The sequence below is a fragment of the Pleomorphomonas sp. T1.2MG-36 genome (assembly GCF_950100655.1).
Classification (GTDB): Bacteria; Pseudomonadota; Alphaproteobacteria; order Rhizobiales; family Pleomorphomonadaceae; genus Pleomorphomonas.
Genome location: NZ_CATNLY010000012.1, coordinates 914,711 through 938,729, shown reverse-complemented (window position 1 = coordinate 938,729; position 24,019 = coordinate 914,711). Strand labels below are relative to the sequence as shown.

Genomic DNA, 24,019 nt, shown 5'->3' with positions numbered 1-24,019 from the left:
GACGACATGCTTGGCAAGCTGATTGACGATCTCGACGATCCGGACGTCGTGCTCGACCTCGTCGCCGCTCTCGATGCGCCCGATCTCCTTGCCCGCATCGGCCGGGCCGCCGAAGCGGAGGGACTGACGCCATCGGCCTATCTCGCCGCATCGGTTCGAACCTTCGTCGACGAGGCGTCGGATGACATCTGGCTTCAGCTTGTCGGCATCATGAATCGGGCGGAAGACCCGAGCCTTGCGGCGATGCGCGCCATCCTCGAAGCCGTGCTTCCGGCGGGCGAGGGAGTGACGACATGACCTTTCACGTGACCGACGCCTTCCGGCCCGTCACCTTGGGCATGCAGTCCTTCGAAGCCGCTCGCCTTGAGGCTCTGCGTCTCGTCGGTCCGGTCGACCGCAGCGAAACGGTGCCGCTCGGTGAAGCGCTCGGGCGCGTTCTCGCCGAGACGGTGGTTGCCCCGCGCGATCTTCCCGCCTTCGATCAGGCAGCCATGGATGGCTACGCGGTCCGCTTTGCCGATGTCGCCGCGGGTCCGCTTCGTGTCGATGGGGTGACGCATGCCGGCGATGCGCCGGCCCGCCTGACGCCCAACTGCGCCCATCGCATCATGACCGGAGCGAGCCTGCCGGCTGGAGCGGACACGGTCGTTCCTTATGAGGAAACGACCATCGTCCACGATGGTGTGGCGATGCTGGGCTCCTCCCAGCCCGAAGGAAACGTCCGCAAGGCGGGCGAGGATATCGCGCGCGGCCAGATGGTGCTGGCAAAGGGTCGGCGCCTGGCATGGCCGGAGATTGCCGCCCTGGCGGCGCTCGGCATCGGCTCCGTGCGGGTGACCACACCCGTCCGGGTGTCCATAGTGACCACCGGCGCGGAGCTCCGAAGCTCCGGCGAAGCCTTGCCGGCGGCGGGCATCTACGATTCCAACGGTCCCATGCTGATGGCCCTGCTGGCCGGCCGCGGCGTCGACGTGACCAGGACCACGGTGGGCGACAACTATGACGCCCTGGTCGAGCGGCTCGCCCATGCCAGCCGCCAGTCCGATCTCGTCGTCACCTCGGCCGGCATGTCTGCGGGCGACCGCGATCTGGTACGCGCCGCCCTGGCCGCGGTCGGCGGGACGCTCACCATATCCTCGGTCGCCATCAAGCCGGGAAAGCCACTTGCCCTTGGCGCGATCGGCGCCGCCGCCTTCGTCGGGCTGCCGGGCAATCCTCAGGCGGCGGCGTTCTCCGCCCTGGCCTTCGTGCGGCCGATGATCGCCGCCCTCTCGGGTCGGCCCCGGATCCTGCCCGTCACGGCCCTGTCCGCCTTTGCCATCGGTCGCCCGTCGGAGAAGACCGAGCTTCTCCCCGTCACTCTTGAGGCGAGCTCAGGCCGGCTCACGGCCCACCGTGTCGGGCAGCCGGGGTCGCACCGTCTGATGCCTCTCCTTGCTGCCGATGCCCTGGCGATCATCCCGGCCGCCGACACGCCCCTCAAAGCCGGCGACCGGCTCGAAGTGCTGCCTTTCCACGACCCGGAGTTCCAGGGAGTGCCGTCGTGACCTGTGCGCTGACCGATCGCTTTGGCCGCACCATCCGCTATCTTCGCTTGTCGGTGACCGACCGTTGCGATCTCCGCTGCGTCTATTGCATGGCCGAGGACATGCAGTTCGTGCCCAAGCGCGATCTGTTGACCCTGGAGGAGCTCGATCGGCTGGCATCGGCCTTCGTTGCCAGAGGCGTCAACAAGATCAGGATCACTGGCGGCGAACCACTGGTGCGCAAGGATATCTTGGCGCTGTTCCGGTCGCTGTCGCGGCATTTGCAGGGTGGGGCGCTGAAGGAGCTCACCCTCACCACCAATGGAACGCAGCTCGCCGGTCATGCCGAAGCGCTGGCCGCCGCCGGCGTCAAACGCGTCAACGTGTCGCTCGACACGCTCGATGCCGACCGCTTCCGGCTCCTCACGCGTCGTGGCCAGCTTGGCGCGGTGATGGACGGCCTCCGCGCGGCTCGGGAGGCCGGCCTCAAGATCAAGCTCAATGCCGTGGCCCTCAAGGGCATCACCGAGACGGAGATTTTCGACCTGATCGACTTCGCCCATGGCCACGGCATGGATCTGACGCTGATCGAGACCATGCCGCTCGGGGATGTCGGCGTCGACCGGACGGACCAGTATCTACCGCTGACCGAGTTGCGTCGCCTCATCGAGCGCCGCTTCACCCTTGTCGACACGCCCGAGCGCTCCGGCGGACCGGCTCGCTACACCCGCGTTGCCGAAACCGGCGGTCGTCTCGGCTTCATCACGCCGATGACGCACAATTTCTGCGATAGCTGCAACCGTGTCCGCGTCAGCGCCACTGGCGTTCTCTACACCTGCCTTGGCCAGGAGGAGCGCACCGACCTGCGATCGGCCCTGCGCGGCTCGGAAGGCGATGACCTTCTGAACGCCGCGATCGCGCGCGCCATCGAGCACAAGCCCAAGGGGCACGACTTCGCGATAGGTCCGGACGAACGGCCTTCCCTTCGTCGTCACATGTCGGCGCTTGGCGGCTGAACCACGCAAGCCCTCCGGCGCCTGGACCGTCCCTTCGGCCCCCGACCGCACGCTGCCGCCGGAGCATCGGACCGTTGCGCCGCCCGGCGGACGATGCCGCACAATGCGGCTCGATCGTCCGTCTGGTTGATGCGTGTTGCCTATAATATGCGCAATTCTACTGCATCGGGAGTGGGCGCGCGGCACCATCTCCACTCCGGACAATGACTTAGCAGATTTTAGTGAGCCTAAAAAACTGCCTTGACCGGGGCGCTCGTTCGGCTGGAAGATTTCACTATAACTAAAACCGGACGGGGCGGCATGTCAGTAAAGGACCAGACGGGTGACGACGGCGATTCCGTTGGCTCGCTCGGGCAGAAACTGCGGCGGAGGCGCAAGGAGCTCGGCCTGACCTTGAGCGAGGTCGCGGCGCGTTCGGGCTTCTCGAATGGTTTCATCTCCCAGATCGAGCGCGGTCTCACCATTCCGTCCCTGACGTCGCTGATCGCCGTCTGCGCCATCCTCCAGATGAAGGCGAGCGATTTCCTGTCCTCGCAGGCGACGCCCGAGCCATTCACCCGCCACAACGACCGCATCACCTTCGGTCTCGGCGGCCAGCAGAAGACCAGCGTCGTCTACGAGCGGTTGTCCGCGGCCTTCCCCGGCAATGTGCTGCGTTCGGTCATCATGCACGAGCCGCCCGGCTACCAGAGCGAGCGCTTTTCCCATGATGGCGAGGAGATCTTCTACATCGTCAGCGGCTCGCTGACGCTGGAGATCGACGGCGTCTCCACGGTGCTCAGCCAGGGCGACAGCGCACATTTCCCGTCGTCGCGCGTCCACGCCACCTGGAACCACACCGACCAGACCACGGTCGTGCTGCACACCTGCACCATTGACGTGTTTGGCGACGCTTACGCCGACCCGCCGGCGTCGGCCAGCGGCGAGGGGGCGATCGCCATCAACCGTGCCGCCAAACGGAAGCGATATTCAACAAAGCCAATCAAAAAAGAGGGGACCGCATCATGAACATGCCTGCAAGACTGCTAGCCGCATCCCTGCTGGCCAGCGCCGCGCTCGTCGGCGTCGCCTCGGCCGAAACGACGCTGCGCCTCGACGAGACGCCGATCGGCGAACTCGATCCGGCAAAGGCCACCGACTACGCCGACTCCATCCTGATGTTCAACGTCTACGACACGCTGGTCATCCCCAAGCAGGGCGAGGCCGGCTACCAGCCCTTCCTGGCCGAGAGCTGGACGCAGGAGGGCAACACCTTCACCTTCAAGCTGCGTTCCGACGTCAAGTTCCAGAGCGGCAACGCGCTGACCTCCGACGATGTCGTGTTCTCCTTCGATCGCATGATGGCGATCAAGAGCGGCTTCTCCTTCCTGTTCGACAATGTCGAGAAGGCCGAGGCGGTCGACGCGTCGACCGTCAAGTTCACCACCAAGTTCCCGTATGCGCCCTTCGTCGCGGCGCTGGTTCGCCTGCCGATCCTCGACAAGAAGCTGGTCTTGGAACACCTCGGTGATGGCGACGGCGAGATGAAGGATTGGGGGCAGGGCTGGCTCAACCTGCACACGGCTGGCTCAGGTGCTTACGCCGTCGTCTCGCACGACCCGCAGGCCGAGACCGTCATGGCCAAGAATGCGGGCTATTTCCTGGGCGTACCGGCGGCAGCGCCCGACAAGGTGCGTCTGCGCTACGGTCTGGAGGCGGCGACCGTCCGCACGCTGATCAGCCAGGGCGAGCACGACATCTCCTCGCAGTGGCTGCCGCCGGAGGTGCTGAAGTCGCTGTCCAAGGACGGTTTCAAGCTTCTGACCGAGTCCGGCACCGCCCAGCTCTACATCAAGCTCAACACCGCCAAGCCGCCCTTCGACGATCAGGAGTGCCGGCTCGCCATCGTCAACGCCTTCGACTACTCGACCGGCATCAAGATGGTGGCGGTGACCGACACCGTCTCGCAGGGCGCGCCGTCGACCGGCGCCATTCCCGTCGGCGGCATGGGCGCCGATCCCGAAGCGCCGGTCTTCAAGCAGGATCTCGACGCCGCCAAGGCCCATCTCGCCAAGTGCAAGTACAAGCCCGAGGACATGAACGTCGAGCTGTCCTGGATCGGCGAGGTTCCGCTCGAGGAGCGCTTCGCCCTGCTTCTCCAGGCCAACCTCAACCAGATCGGCGTCAAGTCCGAGATCAAGAAGGTTCCCTGGACGCTGTTCACCGAGCAGGTGACCAAGCCCGAGAACACGCCCAACGTCTCGCAGGTGTTCGTCGACACCATGGACGGCGATACCGATACGCTGCTCTACAGCATGTATCACTCCAGTGCCGGCGGCACCTGGATGTCGCCCGAGTATCTGAAGGACCCCGAGGTCGACAGCCTGCTGGACAAGGGGCGGGCGAGTGCCAGCGAAGCCGAGCGTAGCGAGATCTACAAGGCGCTCGACAAGCGGCTCATTGCGCTGGCGCCGACCGTCTACGCGCAGAACCAGAGGGCGGTGTTCGCCGCCTCGGACAAGGTGAGCGTCCCCGCCCTCGAGGATCCGGCCAAGGCGTTCCGCGTCGCCGCCTTCGGCTTCACGTTCCGCCTCATGGAAATGCATCCCTGACCGATGCCGGAGGCGGATCGTCGAATCCGCCTCCGCCCGTCCCGGAACCTATCGTCATGTCGCCAGTCGTTCGTCTGCTGATCAAGCGGATCGCCACGTCGTTCGTCGTGCTCGTCGGCGTCTCGCTTCTGATCTTCACCATCGCCCGTGTCATCCCGGGCGATCCCGCCCGCATCGCCCTCGGTCCGAACGCCTCCGCCGAGGCGGTGGAAGCCCTGCGCGACAAGCTGCACCTCAACGAGGCCTTCGTGGTGCAGTACGGCTACTTCATCGCGGATCTGGCGCGCGGCGACCTCGGCCAGTCGCTCTACTCCAACCGCCCCGTCACCGCCGATATCGCCGCCTACCTGCCGGCAACGCTGGAACTGGTGTTCTTCGCCGGCACGACGATGATCCTGATCGGCGTGCCGCTCGGCATGCTGGCCGCCCGCTATCGCGACCGGCCGCTCGATCACGGCATCCGCCTGTTCACCATGCTCGGCGTGTCGGCGCCCGATTTCGTCTGGGCTGTGATCCTGATGCTGATCTTCGCCTATTTTCTGCCGATCTTCCCAATCGCCGGGCGCATTTCCGACAGCTTCGCCGTACCGCCGGTCACCGGCTTTCTGACGATCGACAGCCTGATCGCCGGCGATTTCGCTGCCTTTGGCAACGTCCTGTGGCATCTGGCGCTGCCCGCCTTCGCCCTGTCCTTTGCAGGCATCGGCCAGTCCGCACGCCTTACCCGCGCCAACATGGTCGAGACCTACCGCAAGCCCTTCATCGAAATGGCAATGGCCTTCGGCTTCCCGCAGGGGCGGATTTCCCGCCGGTTCGCCTTCAAGCCGTCGATGATCCCGTCGCTGACGGTGATCGGCCTCGACCTCGCCTCCATGCTGGGCAACGCTTTCCTGGTCGAGCAGATCTTCGCCTGGCCGGGTCTGTCGCGCTACGGCGTGGCGGTCATCCTGCGCAAGGATCTCAACGCCATCGTCGGCACCGTGCTGATCATTTCGGCCATGTTCCTGATCGTCAACATCGTGGTCGATCTCCTGGTGGCGCTGATCAACCCGCGCATCCGCCTGTCCCAGAGGTCGTCATGAAGCGAGCGCTCTTCATCCTCCTGCGCAATCCGCTGTCCGTGCTCGGCCTGACGCTGGTGGGCCTCGTCGTGCTGGCGGCCGTCTTTGCCGACTATGTGGCGCCGTTTCCCGATCACAAGGGCGCCGTCGTCGACTTCCTCAACTTCAACAAGCCGCCGGAGTGGCCCTATCTGTTCGGCACCGATCTGGTCGGCCGCGACATCTTCAGCCGCATCCTGTTCGCCTACCGCATCTCGCTGACCCTTGGCGTCGTGGTGCTGGCGCTGGCCGTGCCGGTGGGCGTCACCGTGGGGCTCATTGCCGGCTACATCGGCGGACGGACCGAGTTCGTGCTGATGCGGCTCACCGACGTCTTCCTGTCCATTCCGCCCTTGGTGCTGGCGATGTCGATGATGGGCCTGCTGGAGCCGTCGCTGACCAACGGCATGATGGCGGTCACCGTCATGTGGTGGCCCTGGTATGCCCGCCTCGTCTACAACCTGACTCGATCCGAGCGCGAGGAGGGCTACGTGCTCGCCGCCGAGGTGATCGGTGCCTCGCGGCTGCATGTCATGTTCCGCGAGATCCTGCCGAACTGCGTGCCGTCGATCCTGACCAAGATGACGATCGACTTCGGCTTCGTCATCCTGATCGCCTCGTCGCTGTCCTTCCTGGGCCTCGGCGTTCAGCCGCCGACCCCGGACCTCGGGTCGATGGTGGCCGAAGGCGCGAAGTATCTGCCCGACAGCTGGTGGCTGACGGTCTTTCCGGGCCTGGCCATCCTGGTGGTGGTGTTCGGCTTCAACCTGATCGGCGACGCCCTGCGCGAAATCCTGGGGGTCGAGCAATGATCGCGCCCACGCTCGCCATCGATGACCTCCGGCTCGGTTTCCGGGGCTGGGCCGGCACGGTGGAGGTGCTGCACGGCATCTCGTTGCATATCGCCAAGGGCGAGCGCGTCGCGCTGGTCGGCGAAAGCGGGTCCGGCAAGTCGGTCACCGCGCGCCTTGTGCTGGGCCTCGTGCAGGAGCTGCGCGGCGCCCGGTTCTCCGGGCGCATGGCCTTCGAGGGGCGCGACCTCGGCGCACTGTCGCGCCGCGAGCGCGAGGCGCTCAGGGGCGACCGCATCTCGATGATCTTCCAGGATCCGACGTCGTCCCTCAACCCGGTCTACACCATCGACACCCAGTTTCACGAGGTGCTGCGGCGCGGCAATCCGGGCATTGGCGCGGCCGAGGCGCGGAAAAAGGCGATCGCGGCGCTTGCCGACGTTGCCATCGCCGATCCCGACCGGGTCCTGCGGTCCTATGCGTTCCAGCTGTCGGGCGGCATGAACCAGCGCGTGCTGATCGCCATGGCGCTCGCCAACAATCCCGCCCTGCTGCTCGCCGACGAACCCGGCACGGCTCTCGACGTCACGGTGCAGGCCCAGACGCTGGCTCTGATGCAATCCCTGGTGGCCCGACACGGCACGTCCATGCTGTTCATCTCGCACAACCTCGGCGTCGTCCGCGAGTTCGCCGACCGCGTCTATGTCATCTACAAAGGCCGCGTCGTCGAGCAGGGGCCGACCGAAGGGCTGTTCGATAACCCGCTCCATCCCTACACGCGGGCGCTGATGGCCGCCGTTCCCCGCATCACCGGCGAGGGCATCCCGGAAATCGACGAGGAGCAGACCGGCTTCTACGACCCGCTCGTCGCCCATCCCGGCTACTCGGAAGCGGAGCTCCGGCCATGAAGCCTCTTCTTCAGGTGTTCGAGGTCAGCAAGACGTTCGATGCCGGCGGCAAACCCGTGCGGGCGCTCGACGGCGTTTCCTTCAGCGTCTTCGCCGGCGAGTGCCTCGCCATCGTCGGCGAAAGCGGCTCGGGCAAGAGCACCATCGCCAACATCGTGCTCGGCATCTACCAGCCGACCTCGGGCGCGCTGCTGTTCCAGGACAAGGAGCTGCCCGACGTCCGGCCGCTGGCCCTCAAGCAGGCGATCCAGCTCGTCCAGCAGAACCCGCTGTCGTCGCTCAATCCGCGCCGCAGCGTCGGAGCGTCGATCCGCCTCGCCCTCGACGTCCACGGCATCGGCGACCGCGCCGGGCGCAAGGCGCGGGTCGGCGAACTTCTGGAAGAGGTCGGGCTGCCGGCCGACTATGCCAGCCGGTCGCCCGCCGCACTGTCCGGTGGCCAGCGCCAGCGCGTCGCCATCGCACGGGCGCTCGCCTGCCGATCGGAACTCCTGGTGCTCGACGAGCCGACCTCGGCGCTCGACGTGCTGGTTCAGGCCCGCGTGCTGAAGCTTCTGGTCGACATTCGTGAGGCACGCCGGCTGACCTACATCTTCATCACCCACGATCTCGCCGTGGTGCGCAACATCGCCGACCGCGTCGCGGTGTTCGAGAAAGGGCGGCTCGTCGAAATCGCACCGACCGCCGAGCTGTTCGCCGACCCCACGCATCCCTACACCCGCCGCCTGATCTCGGCGGTTCCCGTGACCAGCCGGCGCGAAGCGGAATTGCGCGACCGACTTCAGGAGCCTCTCGATGCCGACCTTTGACCACGACGCCTTCCTTGCTCGCCTCGCCGAGCCGGGCAACCAGCCACACGCGGCCTTCGAGGCCCTGAAGGACCTGGTGGTCGAAGAGGTCGGCGCCAAGCTGTTCACCGTCACCACGGTCGAGACGGGCACCATGCATTCGGAGCGCCTTTACTCCAACATGCCCGACGCCTATCCGGTCTATGGCCTCAAGCCCTACGAGGAAAACGACTGGACCGACGTGGTGCTGCGCGACAAGCGCACCTTCGTCGCCAACACGATCGGCGACATCGCCAAGGTGTTCTTCGACAGCGAGCTGATCCAGTCGCTGGGCTGCGAGTCCTGCATCAACGTGCCGCTCGTCGTCGACGGTCGGGTGATCGGCACGCTCAACTGCCTGCACGACGCCGGCTACTACACGCCGGACCGGGTCGCCGCCGCCGAGGCGTTGAAGCTGGCCGGCACGGTCTGCGTCCTGTTCAACTCCACGCTCAAGGCCGAGGAGGCCGCCCATGTCTGAGAAAACCTTGCGCGTTGCCACCGACGTCGGCGGTACCTTCACCGACCTCGTGGCCTTCGAGACCGATATCGCAAGCGGACGGTCGCGCATCGTCACCGCCAAGACCGACACGACGCCGCCGAACTTCGAGGCGGGCGTGCTCAACGTGTTGGCCAAGGGCGGGATCGATCCGGCGGCGGTCGACTTCCTTGCCCACGGCACCACCGTGGTGATCAACGCGCTGACTGAGCGCAAGGGCGGCAAGGTCGGCCTCGTCACCACGCTCGGCTTCCGCGACAGCCTGGAAATCGCCCGTGGCAACCGGCCGGATTTCTTCAACCTCTACTACGAGAAGCCGCCGGTGTTCGTGCCGCGCCATCTGCGCCGCGAACTGCCCGGCCGCATGACCTACAAGGGCATCGAGACCGAGCCGCTCGACCTCGCGCCGCTGGCCGCCATCGTCGCCGACTTCAAGGCCGAGGGCGTCGAGGCGGTGGCCATCTGCTTCCTGCATTCCTACGCCAATCCGGCTCACGAGCAGGCGGCGCAGGCCGAGATCGCCCGGCTGTGGCCGGAGGTGGCCACAGTGTCCTCGCACCAGATCAGCCGCGAATGGCGCGAGTACGAGCGCACCAGCACGGCCGTGATGTCGGCCTACGTTCAGCCCACTGCCGAGCGCTATCTGAAGCGGCTGGCGTCGGGCCTCGGGGAGCGCGGTTTCGGCGGCAGCCTTTACGTCATGCAGTCGAACTGCGGCGTCGACACGCTGGATAGCGTGTCGCGCATTCCGATCACCATGGTCGAATCCGGTCCGGCATCGGGCTTCTGGGGCGCCGCCGAACTCGGCAAGCTGATCGGCGAGCCGAACGTTCTGGCCCTCGACATCGGCGGTACCACCGCCAAGTGCTCGCTGATCGAGGACGGCAAGGTCCGGATCATGACCGACTACTGGATCGAGAAGAGCCGCACGTCCGCTGGCTATCCGATCATGGTGCCGGTGGTCGACCTCGTCGAGATCGGCAATGGCGGCGGCTCGATCGCCTGGGTCGACGATTTCGGCAAGCTGCACGTCGGGCCGCAGTCGGCCGGCGCCCAGCCGGGGCCGGCCGCCTACGGGCGCGGCGGCACCAGCGCCACCACCACCGATGCCAACCTTTGGCTTGGCCGCATCAACCGCGACTATTTCTGTGGCGGAGCGGTGACGGCCGACATGGGCGCGGCCAGCCTTGCCATGGTCGAGCTCGGCACCAAGTTGGGCGTTTCGGCTGACGAGGCGGCGCGCGGCATCATCCGCATCGCCAACAACAACATGGTCAACGCCCTGAAGCTGGTGTCGCTCAACCGGGGCTTCGACCCGCGCGACTTCTCGCTGGTCGCCTTCGGTGGCGGCGGCGCCATGCACGCGGTGGCGCTCGGCTGCGAACTCGGCGTCCGGAAGGTGGTCATTCCGGCCGGCGCCTCGGTGTTCTCCGCCTGGGGCATGATGATGTCGGACCTCCGGCGCGACTATTTCGTCACCCATCTCGCCGACCTCGGGCCGGGCGCGGCCGTCGAGATCGAGGCGCTGTTCAAGGAGGCGGAGGCCACGGCACTCGCGCAGTTCGCGAGCGAGGGCATCGCGGCCGACAAGGTCAGCTTCCTGCGCTACGGCAAGTTCCGCTATCAGAATCAGGAGCATACCACCGAGGTGCTGATCGACGGCGGTGCGGTGTCCGACGCGCGGCTCGGCGAGATCGAGGCCGCCTTCCACGAGGCCTACAAGCGCGAATACACCTATCGTCTCGATGCGCCCGTCGAGTTGGTCGGCATCCACATCGTCGCCTCGGCCGAGGTCGGCAAGCTGACCATGGAGGCGCGACCGCTGTCGAACGCTCCGGCGGCCAGCGCTCTCAAGGGCCGGCGCGCGGTCGACTATGCGCTTGAGGGCGTGCATCAGGCGGCCATCTATGACGGCGAGAAGCTGCTGCCGGGCATGCAGTTCGTCGGGCCGGTGATCATCGAGGACCCGGGCACCACCGTGGTGATCCACCCTGAAAACAGGGTGTCGATCGACGCCTACGGCAACATCCACATCGAACTCTGAGCGCGACGGAGCCAGCCATGACACACGACGATCCCATCACGCTCGAAATCATCCAGAACTCGCTGCAGGCGACGGCCGACGAAATGTTCGCCGCCATGCGCAAGACGGCGATGAGCTCGATCATCTATGAGGTGCTCGACATGGGCACCGGCATTCTCGACGCCAAGGGGCAGCTTGCCAGCTCGGGCGCCGGCATTCCCGGCTTCGTCGGCGTGCTCGACAAGTCGGTGAAGGTGCTGGTCGACAAGTTCGGCAAGCCCGGCGACGTCGAGCCGGGCGACGTGTTCATCACCAACGACCCCTATTACGGCGGCGTCACCCACCTCAACGATCTGGTGGTGGCAATGCCGGTGTTCGCCGGCGAGAAGCTGATCGCCTGGACGGCCAACATCGCCCACAACTCCGATGTCGGCGGCAAGTCGCCGGGCTCGCTGTCGGCCGATGCGACCGACATCTTCCAGGAAGGCCTACGTCTGCCGGCCATCAAGATGATCTCGAAGGGCGAGCCGATTGCCGGCATCTTCGACATCATCACCGTCAACTCGCGCATGCCGGACTACCTGCGGGGCGATCTCTGGGCCGCCATCGCCTCGGTGCGCATCGGCGCGCGCCGGCTGGCCGAACTGGCCGAGAAATACGGCGTAGAGACCTTCGAGAAGGCCATGGCCTCCTTCATGGACTATGGCGAGGAGGTGACGCTCAAGGAACTGGCCAAGCTGCCGCGCGGCACCTTCGAGCTGACCGAGGAGCAGGACGATGGCCGCCTGTTCAACGTCAAACTGACGATCTCCGAGAGCGAGTTCGTGGTCGATCTGCGCGACAACCCGCCCCAGGATGCCGGCCCCAACAACGCCAGCCGGGACGACGTCCTGGTATCGGTCCAGGTGATCTTCAAGGCGCTGACCGATCCCCTGTCGCCGGCCAACGAGGGCACCTTCCGGCCCCTGAAGGTGCTGACAACTGAGGGAACGACCTTCCACGCCAAGGAGCCGGCGGCCATCGGCTTCTATTACGAGATCGGTATCCGCGTCACCGACCTCATCTGGCGCTGTCTCGCGCCCCACGTGCCGCACAAGCTGCCGGCCGGCCACTTCTCGTCGATCGCCGGCACCTTCATCGGCGGCATCCACCCCGATACCGGGCGCCAGTACACCATCATCGAACCGCAGATCGGCGGATGGGGCGCGGCCGAGGGGCGCGACGGCAACAACGCCATCTTTTCGGCCGTGCATGGCGAGACTTACAACTGCCCGGCTGAGATATCGGAGGCCCGCAACGGCCTGATCGTCGACCGCATGGAACTCAACATCGCCGAGGGCGGCGAGGGCGAGTGGTGCGGCGGTCGCGGCATCCGCGTCGATTACCGCATCCGCCGTGACGACAGCTTCCTGACGCTCGGCTACACCCGTTCGCGCATTCTGCCGTGGGCGCTGAAGGGTGGCAACGAAGGCAGCGCCAACTACGCCATCGTCGCCAAGACCGACGGCACGCGGACGCGCTACGCCTACGGCTCGGGCATCCGCGTCGACGAGAACGACGTCATCGAGATCTACACCGCCACCGGTGGCGGCTTCGGCGACCCGAAACGCCGCGATCCCGCGAAGGTCGCCGCCGACATCAAGAACGGCTACATCACGGCGGAGCGGGCAAGGAAAGTGTTCGGATAGCGGTTGCAAACCGATGGGAATGGCCGTCGCCGGTGGCGGCGGTCGGTTCTGTCATTCGGGCACGAACCCGCGGGGGTAGGCGACGCCCTCGGCGCTGAACAGGTGGCAGTCGGTGCCGGAGAAGACGAACTGGCGCTGCTCGCCGGCCTTGACCGGCACGTCACCGTCGAGCACGGCGATCAGCGACGTCTCGTCGTCGCCGCGATGGGCCTGGACGATGGTCTGGTGGCCCAGCCGCTCGACGAAGGTGACGGTGACCGGCAGGCCGCCCTCGGTGCCGAGCTTGATGTGTTCGGGACGGATGCCGAGCGTCAGGTCCTCGCCGACGCTGGCGCCGGTGGAGGTCACCGCCACCTTGAGCGTCGGAACGCCGTCGCCGGCAACCGTGATGCCCTCGGCGTCGACCGCGCTGGACTTCACCTTCAGGAAGTTCATCTTGGGCGAGCCGATGAAGCCGGCGACGAACAGGTTCTGCGGCCGGTGGTAGAGTTCGAGCGGCGCGCCCACCTGCCGGACGTTGCCGGCCTCCAGCACGACGATCTTGTCGGCCAGCGTCATGGCCTCGACCTGATCGTGCGTCACGTAGACCATGGTGGAGCCGAGGTCCTCGTGCAGCTTGGCGATCTCGGCGCGGGTCGAGACGCGCAGGGCGGCATCGAGGTTGGACAGCGGCTCGTCGAACAGGAAGATCTTCGGCTCGCGGACGATGGCGCGGCCGATGGCGACGCGCTGGCGCTGGCCGCCCGACAACTGGCCGGGCTTGCGGTCCAGAAGATGCTCGATGTGCAGGATCTTGGCGGCCTTGTCGACCTTCTCGGCGATCTCGGTCTTGGAGAAGCCGGCGATCTCCAGCGCGAAGGCCATGTTGGCGTAGACCGACTTGTGCGGATAGAGCGCGTAGGACTGGAACACCATGGCGATGCCGCGGTCCTTGGGGGCGATGTCGTTGCACAACTTGTCGTCGATCAGGATCTCGCCGGAGGTGATCTCTTCGAGACCGGCGACCATTCTGAGCAGCGTCGACTTGCCGCAACCGGACGGACCGACGAAGACGACGAACTCGCCGTCGGCAATGTCGAGGTCCACCCCCTTGATGATCTCAACCCGTCCGAAGCTCTTGCGCACGTTGCGCATCGTGAGGCTGGCCATGCGGTACTCCCTTGCGGTGGCCTGACACCGGCGATTTCACTTCGCCGGAAGCCAGGCCGCTCCACGGTGTCGATCAGCGCGCTTCGAGGTTGACGGCACGAGCCGGGTAGGGCGACCGAACTGCCGAGGCGGCGGTCAGGGCTGCGATCTCCTCGGGGGCAAACTTCAGCTCGGTGGCGGCGAGGTTGGCGCGCAACTGCTCGACCGTGCGGGCGCCGATCACCACGGAGCTGACGGTCGGGCGGGCGAGAAGCCAGCCGAGCGACACCTGGGCCGGCGTGGCGCCCGGATGCGCGGCGGCCACCGCCTTGACCGCGTCCAGCGTCCGCCAGTTGGCATCCGTCGCCCGATGCGCCCAGGATTCCTCCCACTCGTCCGGTGTCGTGCCAATCCGGCCGGTCGTGGTGTCGGGGCGGGAGCCCTTCTGATACTTGCCGGTCAGGAAGCCGCCACCCAGCGGTCCCCACGGGACAATGCCGACGCCTTCCGATGCGCAGAGAGCCTCGAGTTCCGCCTCGATGCCGCGCTCGACCAGGGAGTACTGGTACTGGGCGGCGATGAAGCGCGCCCAGCCGTTACGGTCGCTGAGGCCGAGCGACTTCATCACCTGCCAGGCCATGAAGTTCGAGACGCCGATGTAGCGAACCTTGCCGGCCGCGACGAGGTCGTCGAAGGCGCGCAGCGACTCCTCGATCGGCGTCAGCGCGTCCCAGCCGTGCATGTAGTAGACGTCGACATAGTCGGTGCGCAGCCGGCGAAGGCTTGCCTCCAGCGCTTCGCAGATGTGACGGCGCGACAGCCCGACCTTGTTGGGATCGCTCCCCATCGGCCAGCGCGCCTTGGTGGCGATGACGGCGTCGGCGCGGCGGGCGCCGAGAGCCTTGCCGACGATCTCTTCGGCCCGGCCCCCTGCGTAGACATCGGCAAGGTCGAAATGATTGCCGCCCGCCTCGATGTAGGCGTCGATCAGCTTCGCGGCCTCGTTCTCCGGCGTGCCGCGATCGCTCGCCTCGCCGAATACCATGGTGCCGAGCGCCAGTTCGGAAACGAGGAGACCGGAATTGCCCAGGCGACGGTATTGCATCTTGAACCTCTTGAAAGTCACGATTTCACGGCGCCCGCGGTCAGGCCGCGAACGAAGTAGCGTTGCAGTGAGAAGAACACGGCCAGCGGCAGGATCATGGAAATGAAAGCGCCGGCGGTCAGGAGGTGCCAGTCGTTGCCGCGCGAGCCGACGATCTCGGCAAGGCGCATGGTCAGAACTTGCACATTGGGCTGGCTGCCGATGAAGATCAGCGACACCAGATAGTCGTTCCAGACCCACAGGAACTGGAAGATGGCGTAGGACGCGAGCGCCGGCCCAGCCAAGGGCAGGATGATCGAGCGGAAGATCTTGAGATGGCTGGCGCCGTCGACGGTGGCGGCCTCCAGAAGCTCGCGGGGCAGCGCGGCAATGAAGTTGTAGAGCAGGTAGATGGCGAGCGGCAGACCGAAGCCCGCGTGGGCGAGCCAGACGGCAAGGTAGGTGCCGTTCAGCCCGAGCCGTACATAGTCGCTGAGCACCGGCACCAGTGACACCTGCAACGGCACCACCATCAGCGCCACGACGATCGAGAAGATCAGCCGCCGGCCGGGAAACCTGACCCACGCAAAGCCGTAGGCGGCGAAGGCAGCCACCATCAGCGGCAGCAATACCGACGGCAAGGTGACCGCGAGGCTGTTCAGGAAGGCACCGGAAAGATCGTCACCGCGCAGCGTTTCCCTGGACCCGTCCTCGTGGGTGATCTCGTATTGCTTGCCGGTCAGCACGTTGGCGTAATTGTCGAGCGTGAGACGGGCCGTCATGGTCCAGCGCAGTTCCTCGACGCGGACGGTCCCGAGGCGCCGATTGCCGACCCAGGTGACACGCTGTCCGTCGTCGGTCTCGATGCCGGTGCGCAACTGGTCGAAGGTGCCGCTCACCCCGGCAAAGCTCATGACGCCGCTCCGGTCGAGGGACGGCTCCGGCTTGATGACCTCGACGACCTGCCAGGCGCGATGCGGGAATATCGTCCACCAGCCGCTGTTGCGGACGTCGTCGGGAGTCCGGAAGGACGATATCAGCAACCCGAGCGTCGGGATTAGCCACAGCATGCACAGCAGAATGAGGATCGGCGTAGCCAGACTGAAGCGGGCTCGCGACGGTTTGGTGAAGCGTGCCATCAGAGCGGCTCGTTCTTGTTGAAGTGGCGGATGTTGTAGATGATCACCGGCATGACGGCCGCCAGCAGGATGATGGCGATGGCCGACCCCAGACCGGCATTCCGATTGACGAAGTACTGGTTGTAGAATTGGGTGGCGATGACGTCGGTGCCGAACTGCCCGCCGGTCATCACCAGCACGATGTCGAAGATCTTCAAGGTGAAGATCACCACGGTTGCCGAAACCGCGATCAGCGTCGTCTTGATCGATGGAACGACGATCGAGAAGAAGATGCGCAGCTCGCTGGCGCCATCGATCCGCGCCGCCTCCAGCATGTCCATCGGTACCGCCTTGATGGCGGCGGAGAACAGCACCATGGCATAGCCGGTCTGAAGCCAGACGACGATGACGATCAGAAACAGGTTGTTCCAGGGCTGGAGCAGGGTGATCCAGGCCTGCGGTTCGCCGCCGAAGGCGACGACGATGGCATTGAGGAGACCGATCTGGGCTTCGCTGGGATCCTTGACGGCGTAGATGAACTTCCAGATGACGCCAGCGCCGACCAGAGAGATGGCCATCGGCATGAAGATGATGGTCTTGGCGAGTTTCTCATGCCGGCTGCGATCGGCGAACGCGGCGATCGCCAGACCCAGCAGAACCGTGAAGCCGGCGCCGAACACCAGCCACAGCAGGTTGTTGCGGAAGGTCACCAGCATGAACGGCTCGGTGAACACCGTCACGTAGTTGGCAAGGCCGACGAAAATGCTGCCGTCCCGGTTGAACAGGCTGGAATAGAAGGTGCGAGCCATCGGCAAGGCGACGAAGTAGCCGACCATGGCCACGCCGGGAACGATGAAGGGTAACGGTTGCAGCCGCCGTTCCCACCTGGGTGGCAGCTCCCGCAGGATGGCATCGACCGCTCCGTAGAGAATGGCAATGGCGACGGCGGCGCCGATGACGGCCAGAACGGCAACGAGAAGACGTGGCAGTTGGCTGTCGCGAACGAGGAAGAAGCCGAACCAGATCATCAACAGGGCAGCGGCGGCGACGGTGGGGGCGGCGATGAGCCGCAATGCTCCGCCGGGGCGTCCTCGCCCGAATGCGCTCGTCATCTCCGACATCCGGAAACCTCGTCAGGCAGACCCACACTGGCGTGGGGAGGATTGACGCGGGACCTGACGGTCCCGCGTCGTCGATCACGGTGAGGCTTGAACTGATCGGGGATCAGTTCTTCGGCCAGGAGGCGTCGATGTTCTTGAGGGCGGTGTCGAGATCTTCCGAACCGCTGATCCAGGCGGTCATTTCCTTCCAGAACGAACCGGCGCCGACTTCACCCGGCATCAGGTCCGAGCCGTCGAAACGGACTGCCGTGGCGTTGGCCAGGATCTCGGCGGCTCCACGATCGATGTCGTTGCCGTACCAGTCGAGCTTCGCGTCACTGTGCGGCGAGACGGTGCCGCCGGACGCAAGCCAGGTCTTGAGATGCTCACCACGGGCGAACCAGGCCATGACCGCGCGAACTTCCGGCCGATCGTTGAACATCGACCAGATGTCGCCACCGACGAGCACCGGCTTGCCATAGGCAGGGTCGATCCCCGGCAGATAGAAGAAGCTGTAGTCGACACCCGGCTTCAGGTCGCGATCCTTGGGGAAGAAGCTGGTGATGAAGTTGCCCTGCTTGTGCAGCCAGCACTTCGGGGGATCGGCGAACATCGGCGAAGGCGCGTCGCCGAACGATGTCGACACGATGGCCTTGGTGCCACCGTAGACCATGCCCTCGCCAAGGAAGATCGCACCGACCTGCTCGGCCGCCTTCTTCACCTGGGGCGAGGAGAACTTGAGTTCGCCGCTGGTCCAGGCGTCGTAGTCCGCCACGGAGGCGGTGCGCAGCATCATTTCCTCCAGCCAGTCGGTTGCCGGCCAACCGGTCGCCGCGCCGGACTCGATGCCGATGCACCAGGGCGTGTCGCCATCGTCGATGATCTGCTTTTCAAGCGCGACCATCTCGTCCCAGTTGGTCGGAACCTTGTAGCCCGCTTCCTCGAAAGGCTTCTTGGGGTACCAGACGAGGCTCTTGACGTTGACGCGCTCCCAGATGCCGACCAGCGTCGGTTTGCCGTCCGGGCCGGGCTTGGTGCCCATGTCGAGCCAGCTCTGCTGGTACTGGGCCTTGAGATAATCGGCGCCGAGGATGTTCCCGAGATCGATGAGCTTGCCGGTCTTGGAGAAGTTTCCCATCAGGCCGGGCTGCGGAAAGTCGACGAGGTCAGGGGTATTGCCGGCATCGACGCGGGTGGCGATGGTCGCCTCGAACTGTTTGGAGCTGGCGTACTGGATATCGATCCCGGTCAGCTCCTCGAAAGCCTTGATGTTCTGGTTGAACTTGACCTCGTCGGCATCGGCGAAAGCGCCGAAGGCCGTGACGACCGTTCCCTTGTACTTGCCGGCGAGCGCATCCGTCAGTTCCTGTGGCATTGCCGGATCGGCATGAGCGGGTGTTGCAAGCGCCGAAGCGGCCAGCAGAGCGCCGAAAACGAGAGTTTTGGGTGAAGCCGACATTGTATCCCTCCCTTGGTCATCGCCTCGATGGCCGCTTGAAAGCAGGCACGGCGATGGGTTCCGGCTCTATAGGCAAGCCGGCCCAAACATCGACGAGTGCGACGTGGCGTGGTTTGGGGGCGATGATCCCGTTTGGGCCGCTCACGCGACACAACTGGATGGTTTCCATCTCCGTCCCGAGTGGCTATATACCCTCGATGTCCATCGATGGTCAACGCAAAATGTCTATCGATGGACAAAGGTGGATATTGTGGCGAAATCAGTTGGAGTGGCGATGTCGACGATCAAGACCGTGGCCGAGCGCGCCGGCGTTTCCCTGAAAACGGTGTCGCGCGTGTTCAGTGCTCCGGACACGGTATCGGAGGCCATGCGTGCGCGCGTTCTGGAGGCTGCCGCGGAACTCGATTTCATTCCCGACCGACGAGCCCAGACCATGCGCTCCGGGCGCTCGGGCGTGATCGGTCTTCTGACCGATGTCGCGGCGTCGACGCCATGTTCCATCGACATCGTGCGGGGCGTCGAGGAAGCGCTGGCCGAGCGAGACATGTCGTTGCTGATCGGCAGCATGGAAAACCGGGCGGAGAGCTCCGATTCCATCTTGCGCAGCTTTCGCGCGGTTCGCGTCGAGGGGGTTATCTACGCGGCGACCTACCATCGCGAGATCCATGACTTTGCGCCGCTTCGGCTGCCGAGCGTCATGGTCAACTGTTTTTCGCACAGCCGCGATCTGCCGACCGTCATCCCCGATGAGGAAGGGGGCGGTTTCAGCGTCGGCGTTCATCTCATAGGCCTCGGCCACCGCCGGATCGCCTATCTGACCCTGTCGCCCAACATCGAGGCGACGCAACTGCGTCTTGCCGGCCTGAAGCGGGCCCTGCGCGAGGCCGGTCTCGACGAGCCGCCGGATCTCGCGGTAACCGGCCAGTCGCGCGCCGGTACCTTCGACCGGGAGGAAGCGTTTGGTGCGGCACGGCGCCTGCTCGACCGGCCCGATCGGCCGACAGCCGTCTTCTGCGGCAATGACGAGATGGCGATGCAGGTCTATCACGCCGCCGCCGAGCTCGGTCTGGTCATTCCGCGCGATCTCTCCGTCGTCGGCTTTGACGACCATCGGCTGTTCTCCGAGGGGCTGCGGCCAGCCTTGACCACCGTCGCATTACCCTACGTCCGGATGGGCAACGTCGCCGTCGGCGTGCTTCTCGATGAGAAGACGGATCCGTCCAAGCCGAAGACGCGGCTGATCGAGGGGCCTCTGGTCGTCAGGCAATCGACGGCAGCGCCGGGCGACGCCTGACGCAGCCGGCACGGCCATCGCGAATAACGATGGGCTTCCTGTCGGGCATTCCGCTTCATAGCGGATGTTGGCGCCGGATGCAGATGGACAGCTGCCGTATGGGACGGCATGCTGGCTCCGGATCATCTGACGCTAACGCAAGGACAACCTGAATGCCGTCGTGGGACGAGGAGTTCTCAAAACCGGGCTACCGCTATGGCACGGAGCCCAATGGCTTTCTCGTCGAGACGGCGCAACGCCTCCCGAAAGGCGCCCGTATCATCGCCGCCGGTGATGGCGAGGGGCGCAATGGCGTTTGGCTGGCGTCCCAGGGGCATCGCGTTCTGGCGCTGGACGCATCTGCCGTCGGTCTCGCCAAGGCGCGGGCGCTGGCCGAGGAGCGCGGCGTTTCGCTCGAAACGGCGGTCGTCGATCTCTCCGCCTATGTGCCCGAGGCGGAGACAGCCGACGCGGTGGTGCTGATCTACGTCCACATGCCGCCTGCCATACGCCGTGCCGCCCACCGCAATCTCATACGCGCGCTGAAGCCGGACGGACTGATCATCCTCGAAGCGTTCCACCGCGATCAGCTTGGCCGGTCGAGCGGCGGGCCGAGGGACATTGCGTTGCTGTTCGACTTGGCGCTTCTCGCCGAGGATTTCGGCCCCGACGTCCGCGCCATCCATAGCTTTGAAGGCGAGGTCGAGCTCGACGAAGGGCGCGGCCATGTCGGCAGGGGCGCAATCGTTCGCTTCGTCGGTGCCAAGGTCTAGCCGTTCTCCGCCGCCCAGGAGCCTCGCTCGATGAGCGGGGCTTGGTGGCGAGAAGGATCAAGCCCCCGCCTGGGGGACCGGCAGAACGATGACCGACGCGCCCGCGGGGACGCGATTGTAGAGATCGATGATGTCCTCGTTCATCAGGCGGATGCACCCCGACGACATGGCCTTTCCGATCGAGGCTGGTTCGTTGGTGCCGTGGATGCGGTAGAGCGTGTCCTTGCCTCCCTCGAACAGATAGAGGGCGCGAGCGCCGAGCGGGTTGCCTTCGCCGCCTTCCATGCCGCCGGCCCATTGGGCGTAGCGTTGGGGATCGCGGGCGATCATGTCTCGGGTCGGCGTCCAGCGCGGCCATTCCCGCTTGAAGGCCACCCTGGCTCTGCCTGACCACTCCATGCCGGCCTTGCCAACGCCGACGCCGTAGCGAAGCGCCATGCCATCTTCCTGCACCAGATAGAGATAGCGGTTTGCCGGATCGACGACGAGGGTGCCGGGAGTGGCGCCCGTCGGATCGGCGACCAGTTGGCGCCGGTACTGTGGTGGGGGAGTTGTGACCCCGGCGCCGGGACTTGCGGCGGAGACCGCCGGCAGAGGCGGCATGGCAGGCCCGTAGGGCGAGCTGACACAGGCGGCAAGCAAGAGCGGTGCAAAGGCGAGGATCAGAGCAAGTCTCATTGGGCGTCTCCTGCCTGGCGGCTGCGGGCTTCGGCGATCGCCTCGCGGAAACCATCGTAATCGAGGGTGGAGGCGAGGAGCGGCCCGATCAGGTAGGTCGGCGTGCCCTGGAGGCCGAGCGCGTCGGCCTGATCCATGTTGCGAGCGAGCAGTTCGGTGATCTCCTTCTTCCTGGTTTCGAGGTCGGTCTTGAGGCGCTGCATGTCGATGCCGGCCGTCGCAAGGGCCTGTTCCATGTCCTCTTGCGACACGGCGCGGCCGGAGATGGACATGAGAGCATGGTGAGCACGCTCGTAGGAGCCTTGGTAATGGGCGGCCAAGGCCATCCGGGCGCCATAGACCGAGGCCTGCGACAGGATCGGCCAGTCCTTGTAGACGAGGCGGATGTTGCCATCTTCGCGGACGGCACGGGCGAGGTCCGGCTCGGCCTTCTTGCAGAAGGGACAATTGTAGTCGGAGAAGGAGACGATGGTCAGGTCTCCCTTGGGGTTGCCGCCCACTGGGGCGGCGGGATCATGAAGAAGATCGTCGAGGCTCACCTCGGCGGCCAAGGCCGGCAAGCTTCCCATGCCGATGGCGGCAGCCAGCGCGGTGCCGGCTCCTGCGAGAAATGTGCGTCGTTGCATGGAAATCCTTTCGTGCGAGTCTCAGATAGCAAGGCGAGCGGTCAGATCGGCGGCATTGATGGCGCCGATGAGGCGAGAGCCGGGAATTTCCCGTCCATTGGCGTCGAGCAGGAACAAGGCCGGCGGCCCGATGACGCGAAAACGCGCCATCAGCTTCTCGGCCTCGGTGGTCTGGGCGGTGATGTCGACGGAAATGCGGGGCGTGCGCGCCAGGCGATCGCGGAGGCCGGGCTCGGCGAGGATCTTCTCATTGGACTTGCAGACCGTGCACCAGTCGGCGGTGAACAGAATGAGCACCGGTTTGCCGGCGGTTGCCTCGGCGGCGAAGGCTCGGTCGAAGTCGGCCGGCTGAGTCAGGCGCAACGTGACGGCCTGATCCGTTTCGCGTCCGGCGACGAAGGCGAGCGGGCGCAATGGATCGCCGCTGCCGCCCGCCGCGCCTACGATCAGCACCGCGCCATAAAGCGCTCCCGAGAGGCCGATCGCCTTGGAAAGCCGAGCGTTCCAGGGGCTTGCGCTGTCCAGCCGATCGAAGGCACCGAGGAATGTCGCGACGATGACGCCCCATGCGCCCCAAAGCGCCAACCCTGCCGGGAGCGGCAGGAGGCGTGCGACCAGCATGACGGCAACGCCGAGAAAGATCAGGCCGAAGAGGCGGTGAAAGCCGTCCAGCCAGGGGCCGGCCTTTGGCAGGAAGCGTGCGCCGAAGGTGCCGGCCAACACCAGCGGCAGGCCCATGCCGAGCCCAAGGGCGAATAGCGCCGCGCCGCCGCGTGCGGCATCGCCGCTGTCGATGGCGTAGAGCATGGCGGCGGCCAGCGGCGGGGTGACGCAAGGGCCGATCACCAACGCCGAACCGAAGCCGATGAGCGCCGCGCCGCCCAGCGAGCCGCCGCGCACGGGAAGGGCAGCGATCCGCGTGACGATGAACGACGGCAGCGCCAGCTCGAACAAGCCGAACATGGCGAGCGCCAGCGCAACGAAGATGGCGGCCGAAAGCCCCAGCACCAGCGGCGTCTGCAACAGGACCTGGAGATTGGCGCCGCTCCAGCCGGCGACGAGGCCGGCAAGGCCATAGGCCGAGGCCATAGCCAGAACGTAGGCGGCCGAAAGCGAGAAGCCGCGCCGGATCGAACGCTGTCCCGCTCCAACCAGAATGCCCGAGAGGATGGGGATCATCGGGAAGACGCAGGGCGTGAAGGCGAGTAGCAGCCCGAAGCCGACGAAGGCGGGAATGACGGCGAGACTGCCGCTCGACAGAGCCGTGCCGGCCTCCCGATCGACACTGCCTTGTGGCGCGTCCTGCGACGGGACAAGCGGATCGGCGGTGTCGGCCAGCAGCGAGGCGCGCGGCCGTTGGGTGACCACGAGCGAGGCGAGATCGACCTGGCTCCGGACCGGCGGGTAGCAGATGCCGGACTCGGCGCAGCCCTGATAGGTGACGTCCAGAACACCGCTTGGCGGCATGTCGGGCACCGTCAGCGCGACGACGTCGTGGTAGACCTCGACCTCACCGAAGTTGGGATCGTCCTTGGTTTCGCCTGGCGGTGGGGTCAGGGCGAGATCGCGACCATGGAGCGACGCCTTCAGGCTGTCGCGATAGAGATAGGCGCCCGGCGCCACCGTCCAGGCAAGGCGCAAAGCTCCCTCTCGGCTGGCGTTGAGCGTGAACACCTTGTCGGCCGGGGCCGGCGTTTCGGCCTTGGCGGCGAGCGGAAAAAGCACGAGCGGCAGCAGAAGGATGAAGAGCCATCTCGCCTTGATCGAAAAATTCATGCCGCCGGTCGCCTCGCTGATTCCACTGGACAAGA

At 65.8% G+C, this 24,019-nt stretch carries 22 protein-coding genes; 14 read left to right on the top strand and 8 right to left on the bottom strand.

The features are described 5' to 3' along the window. Nucleotides 1–6 precede the first annotated feature (6 nt). The 12 genes from QQZ18_RS11205 to QQZ18_RS11150 all read left to right on the top strand — a co-directional run bounded on the left by QQZ18_RS11205 (nt 7) and on the right by QQZ18_RS11150 (nt 12,969). A complete protein-coding gene (locus QQZ18_RS11205; protein WP_284540968.1) occupies nt 7–297 on the top strand; it encodes a hypothetical protein in 291 nt (96 codons plus the stop codon). Beyond that, the gene (locus tag QQZ18_RS11200) at nt 294–1,547 is read left to right on the top strand and encodes a molybdopterin molybdotransferase MoeA (protein WP_284540967.1); all 1,254 of its coding nucleotides are present in this window, start codon (nt 294–296) and stop codon (nt 1,545–1,547) included. The genes QQZ18_RS11205 and QQZ18_RS11200 overlap by 4 nt, the downstream gene beginning before the upstream one ends. Further along, a complete protein-coding gene (moaA, locus tag QQZ18_RS11195; protein WP_284540966.1) occupies nt 1,544–2,542 on the top strand; it encodes a GTP 3',8-cyclase MoaA in 999 nt (332 codons plus the stop codon). The genes QQZ18_RS11200 and moaA overlap by 4 nt, the downstream gene beginning before the upstream one ends. Before the next feature lie 300 nt (nt 2,543–2,842). Next, nucleotides 2,843–3,550, top strand: a complete 708-nt coding sequence (locus QQZ18_RS11190) for a helix-turn-helix domain-containing protein (RefSeq protein WP_284540965.1) — start codon at nt 2,843–2,845, stop codon at nt 3,548–3,550. Then, nucleotides 3,547–5,133 (top strand): ABC transporter substrate-binding protein, encoded by a 1,587-nt coding sequence (locus QQZ18_RS11185; protein ID WP_284540963.1) that lies wholly within the window; start codon nt 3,547–3,549, stop codon nt 5,131–5,133. The genes QQZ18_RS11190 and QQZ18_RS11185 overlap by 4 nt, the downstream gene beginning before the upstream one ends. Before the next feature lie 56 nt (nt 5,134–5,189). Next, a complete protein-coding gene (locus tag QQZ18_RS11180) occupies nt 5,190–6,215 on the top strand; it encodes an ABC transporter permease (protein ID WP_284540961.1) in 1,026 nt (341 codons plus the stop codon). Then, nucleotides 6,212–7,045 carry an ABC transporter permease gene (locus tag QQZ18_RS11175; protein ID WP_284540960.1) on the top strand — a complete coding sequence of 278 codons (834 nt, stop codon included), beginning with the start codon at nt 6,212–6,214 and terminating at the stop codon, nt 7,043–7,045. The genes QQZ18_RS11180 and QQZ18_RS11175 overlap by 4 nt, the downstream gene beginning before the upstream one ends. Beyond that, the gene (locus QQZ18_RS11170) at nt 7,042–7,932 is read left to right on the top strand and encodes an ABC transporter ATP-binding protein (RefSeq protein WP_284540959.1); all 891 of its coding nucleotides are present in this window, start codon (nt 7,042–7,044) and stop codon (nt 7,930–7,932) included. Before QQZ18_RS11175 ends, QQZ18_RS11170 begins: the two co-directional genes overlap by 4 nt. After that, the gene (locus tag QQZ18_RS11165; RefSeq protein ID WP_284540958.1) at nt 7,929–8,741 is read left to right on the top strand and encodes an ABC transporter ATP-binding protein; all 813 of its coding nucleotides are present in this window, start codon (nt 7,929–7,931) and stop codon (nt 8,739–8,741) included. The genes QQZ18_RS11170 and QQZ18_RS11165 overlap by 4 nt, the downstream gene beginning before the upstream one ends. Continuing rightward, the gene (locus QQZ18_RS11160; RefSeq protein ID WP_284540956.1) at nt 8,728–9,240 is read left to right on the top strand and encodes a GAF domain-containing protein; all 513 of its coding nucleotides are present in this window, start codon (nt 8,728–8,730) and stop codon (nt 9,238–9,240) included. Before QQZ18_RS11165 ends, QQZ18_RS11160 begins: the two co-directional genes overlap by 14 nt. After that, nucleotides 9,233–11,302, top strand: coding sequence for a hydantoinase/oxoprolinase family protein (locus QQZ18_RS11155; RefSeq protein WP_284540955.1), 2,070 nt, complete (start codon nt 9,233–9,235; stop codon nt 11,300–11,302). The genes QQZ18_RS11160 and QQZ18_RS11155 overlap by 8 nt, the downstream gene beginning before the upstream one ends. Before the next feature lie 17 nt (nt 11,303–11,319). Beyond that, complete coding sequence (locus QQZ18_RS11150; protein WP_284540954.1) at nt 11,320–12,969, top strand: hydantoinase B/oxoprolinase family protein; 1,650 nt, start codon at nt 11,320–11,322, stop codon at nt 12,967–12,969. Between the two features lie 51 nt (nt 12,970–13,020). Here QQZ18_RS11150 and QQZ18_RS11145 read toward each other — a convergent pair whose 3' ends face one another. The 5 genes from QQZ18_RS11145 to QQZ18_RS11125 form a co-directional block, all read right to left on the bottom strand. Next, nucleotides 13,021–14,118, bottom strand: a complete 1,098-nt coding sequence (locus QQZ18_RS11145) for an ABC transporter ATP-binding protein (RefSeq protein WP_284540953.1) — start codon at nt 14,116–14,118, stop codon at nt 13,021–13,023. A gap of 73 nt (nt 14,119–14,191) precedes the next feature. After that, nucleotides 14,192–15,202 carry an aldo/keto reductase gene (locus QQZ18_RS11140; protein ID WP_284540952.1) on the bottom strand — a complete coding sequence of 337 codons (1,011 nt, stop codon included), beginning with the start codon at nt 15,200–15,202 and terminating at the stop codon, nt 14,192–14,194. Between the two features lie 17 nt (nt 15,203–15,219). Further along, a complete protein-coding gene (locus QQZ18_RS11135) occupies nt 15,220–16,320 on the bottom strand; it encodes a carbohydrate ABC transporter permease (RefSeq protein ID WP_284540951.1) in 1,101 nt (366 codons plus the stop codon). Continuing rightward, on the bottom strand, nt 16,320–17,411 hold the full coding sequence (locus QQZ18_RS11130; protein WP_284540950.1) for a carbohydrate ABC transporter permease: 1,092 nt from the start codon (nt 17,409–17,411) through the stop codon (nt 16,320–16,322). Before QQZ18_RS11130 ends, QQZ18_RS11135 begins: the two co-directional genes overlap by 1 nt. A 112-nt stretch (nt 17,412–17,523) precedes the next feature. Beyond that, nucleotides 17,524–18,858 (bottom strand): ABC transporter substrate-binding protein, encoded by a 1,335-nt coding sequence (locus tag QQZ18_RS11125; protein WP_284540949.1) that lies wholly within the window; start codon nt 18,856–18,858, stop codon nt 17,524–17,526. Nucleotides 18,859–19,132: 274 nt separating this feature from the next. Between QQZ18_RS11125 and QQZ18_RS11120 the strand changes: the two genes are divergently transcribed. Beyond that, a complete protein-coding gene (locus QQZ18_RS11120; RefSeq protein WP_284540948.1) occupies nt 19,133–20,152 on the top strand; it encodes a LacI family DNA-binding transcriptional regulator in 1,020 nt (339 codons plus the stop codon). Nucleotides 20,153–20,304: 152 nt separating this feature from the next. After that, complete coding sequence (locus QQZ18_RS11115; protein WP_284540947.1) at nt 20,305–20,904, top strand: class I SAM-dependent methyltransferase; 600 nt, start codon at nt 20,305–20,307, stop codon at nt 20,902–20,904. Between the two features lie 57 nt (nt 20,905–20,961). Here the strand turns inward: QQZ18_RS11115 and QQZ18_RS11110 are convergent, their stop codons facing one another. Genes QQZ18_RS11110 through dsbD form a run of 3 tightly spaced genes read right to left on the bottom strand, consistent with a single transcriptional unit; the run spans nt 20,962 to nt 23,984 of the window. Next, on the bottom strand, nt 20,962–21,582 hold the full coding sequence (locus tag QQZ18_RS11110) for a L,D-transpeptidase (RefSeq protein WP_284540946.1): 621 nt from the start codon (nt 21,580–21,582) through the stop codon (nt 20,962–20,964). Further along, on the bottom strand, nt 21,579–22,208 hold the full coding sequence (locus QQZ18_RS11105) for a DsbA family protein (RefSeq protein ID WP_284540945.1): 630 nt from the start codon (nt 22,206–22,208) through the stop codon (nt 21,579–21,581). Before QQZ18_RS11105 ends, QQZ18_RS11110 begins: the two co-directional genes overlap by 4 nt. A 21-nt stretch (nt 22,209–22,229) precedes the next feature. Further along, nucleotides 22,230–23,984, bottom strand: a complete 1,755-nt coding sequence (gene dsbD, locus QQZ18_RS11100; RefSeq protein ID WP_284540944.1) for a protein-disulfide reductase DsbD — start codon at nt 23,982–23,984, stop codon at nt 22,230–22,232. Nucleotides 23,985–24,019: the final 35 nt, after the last annotated feature.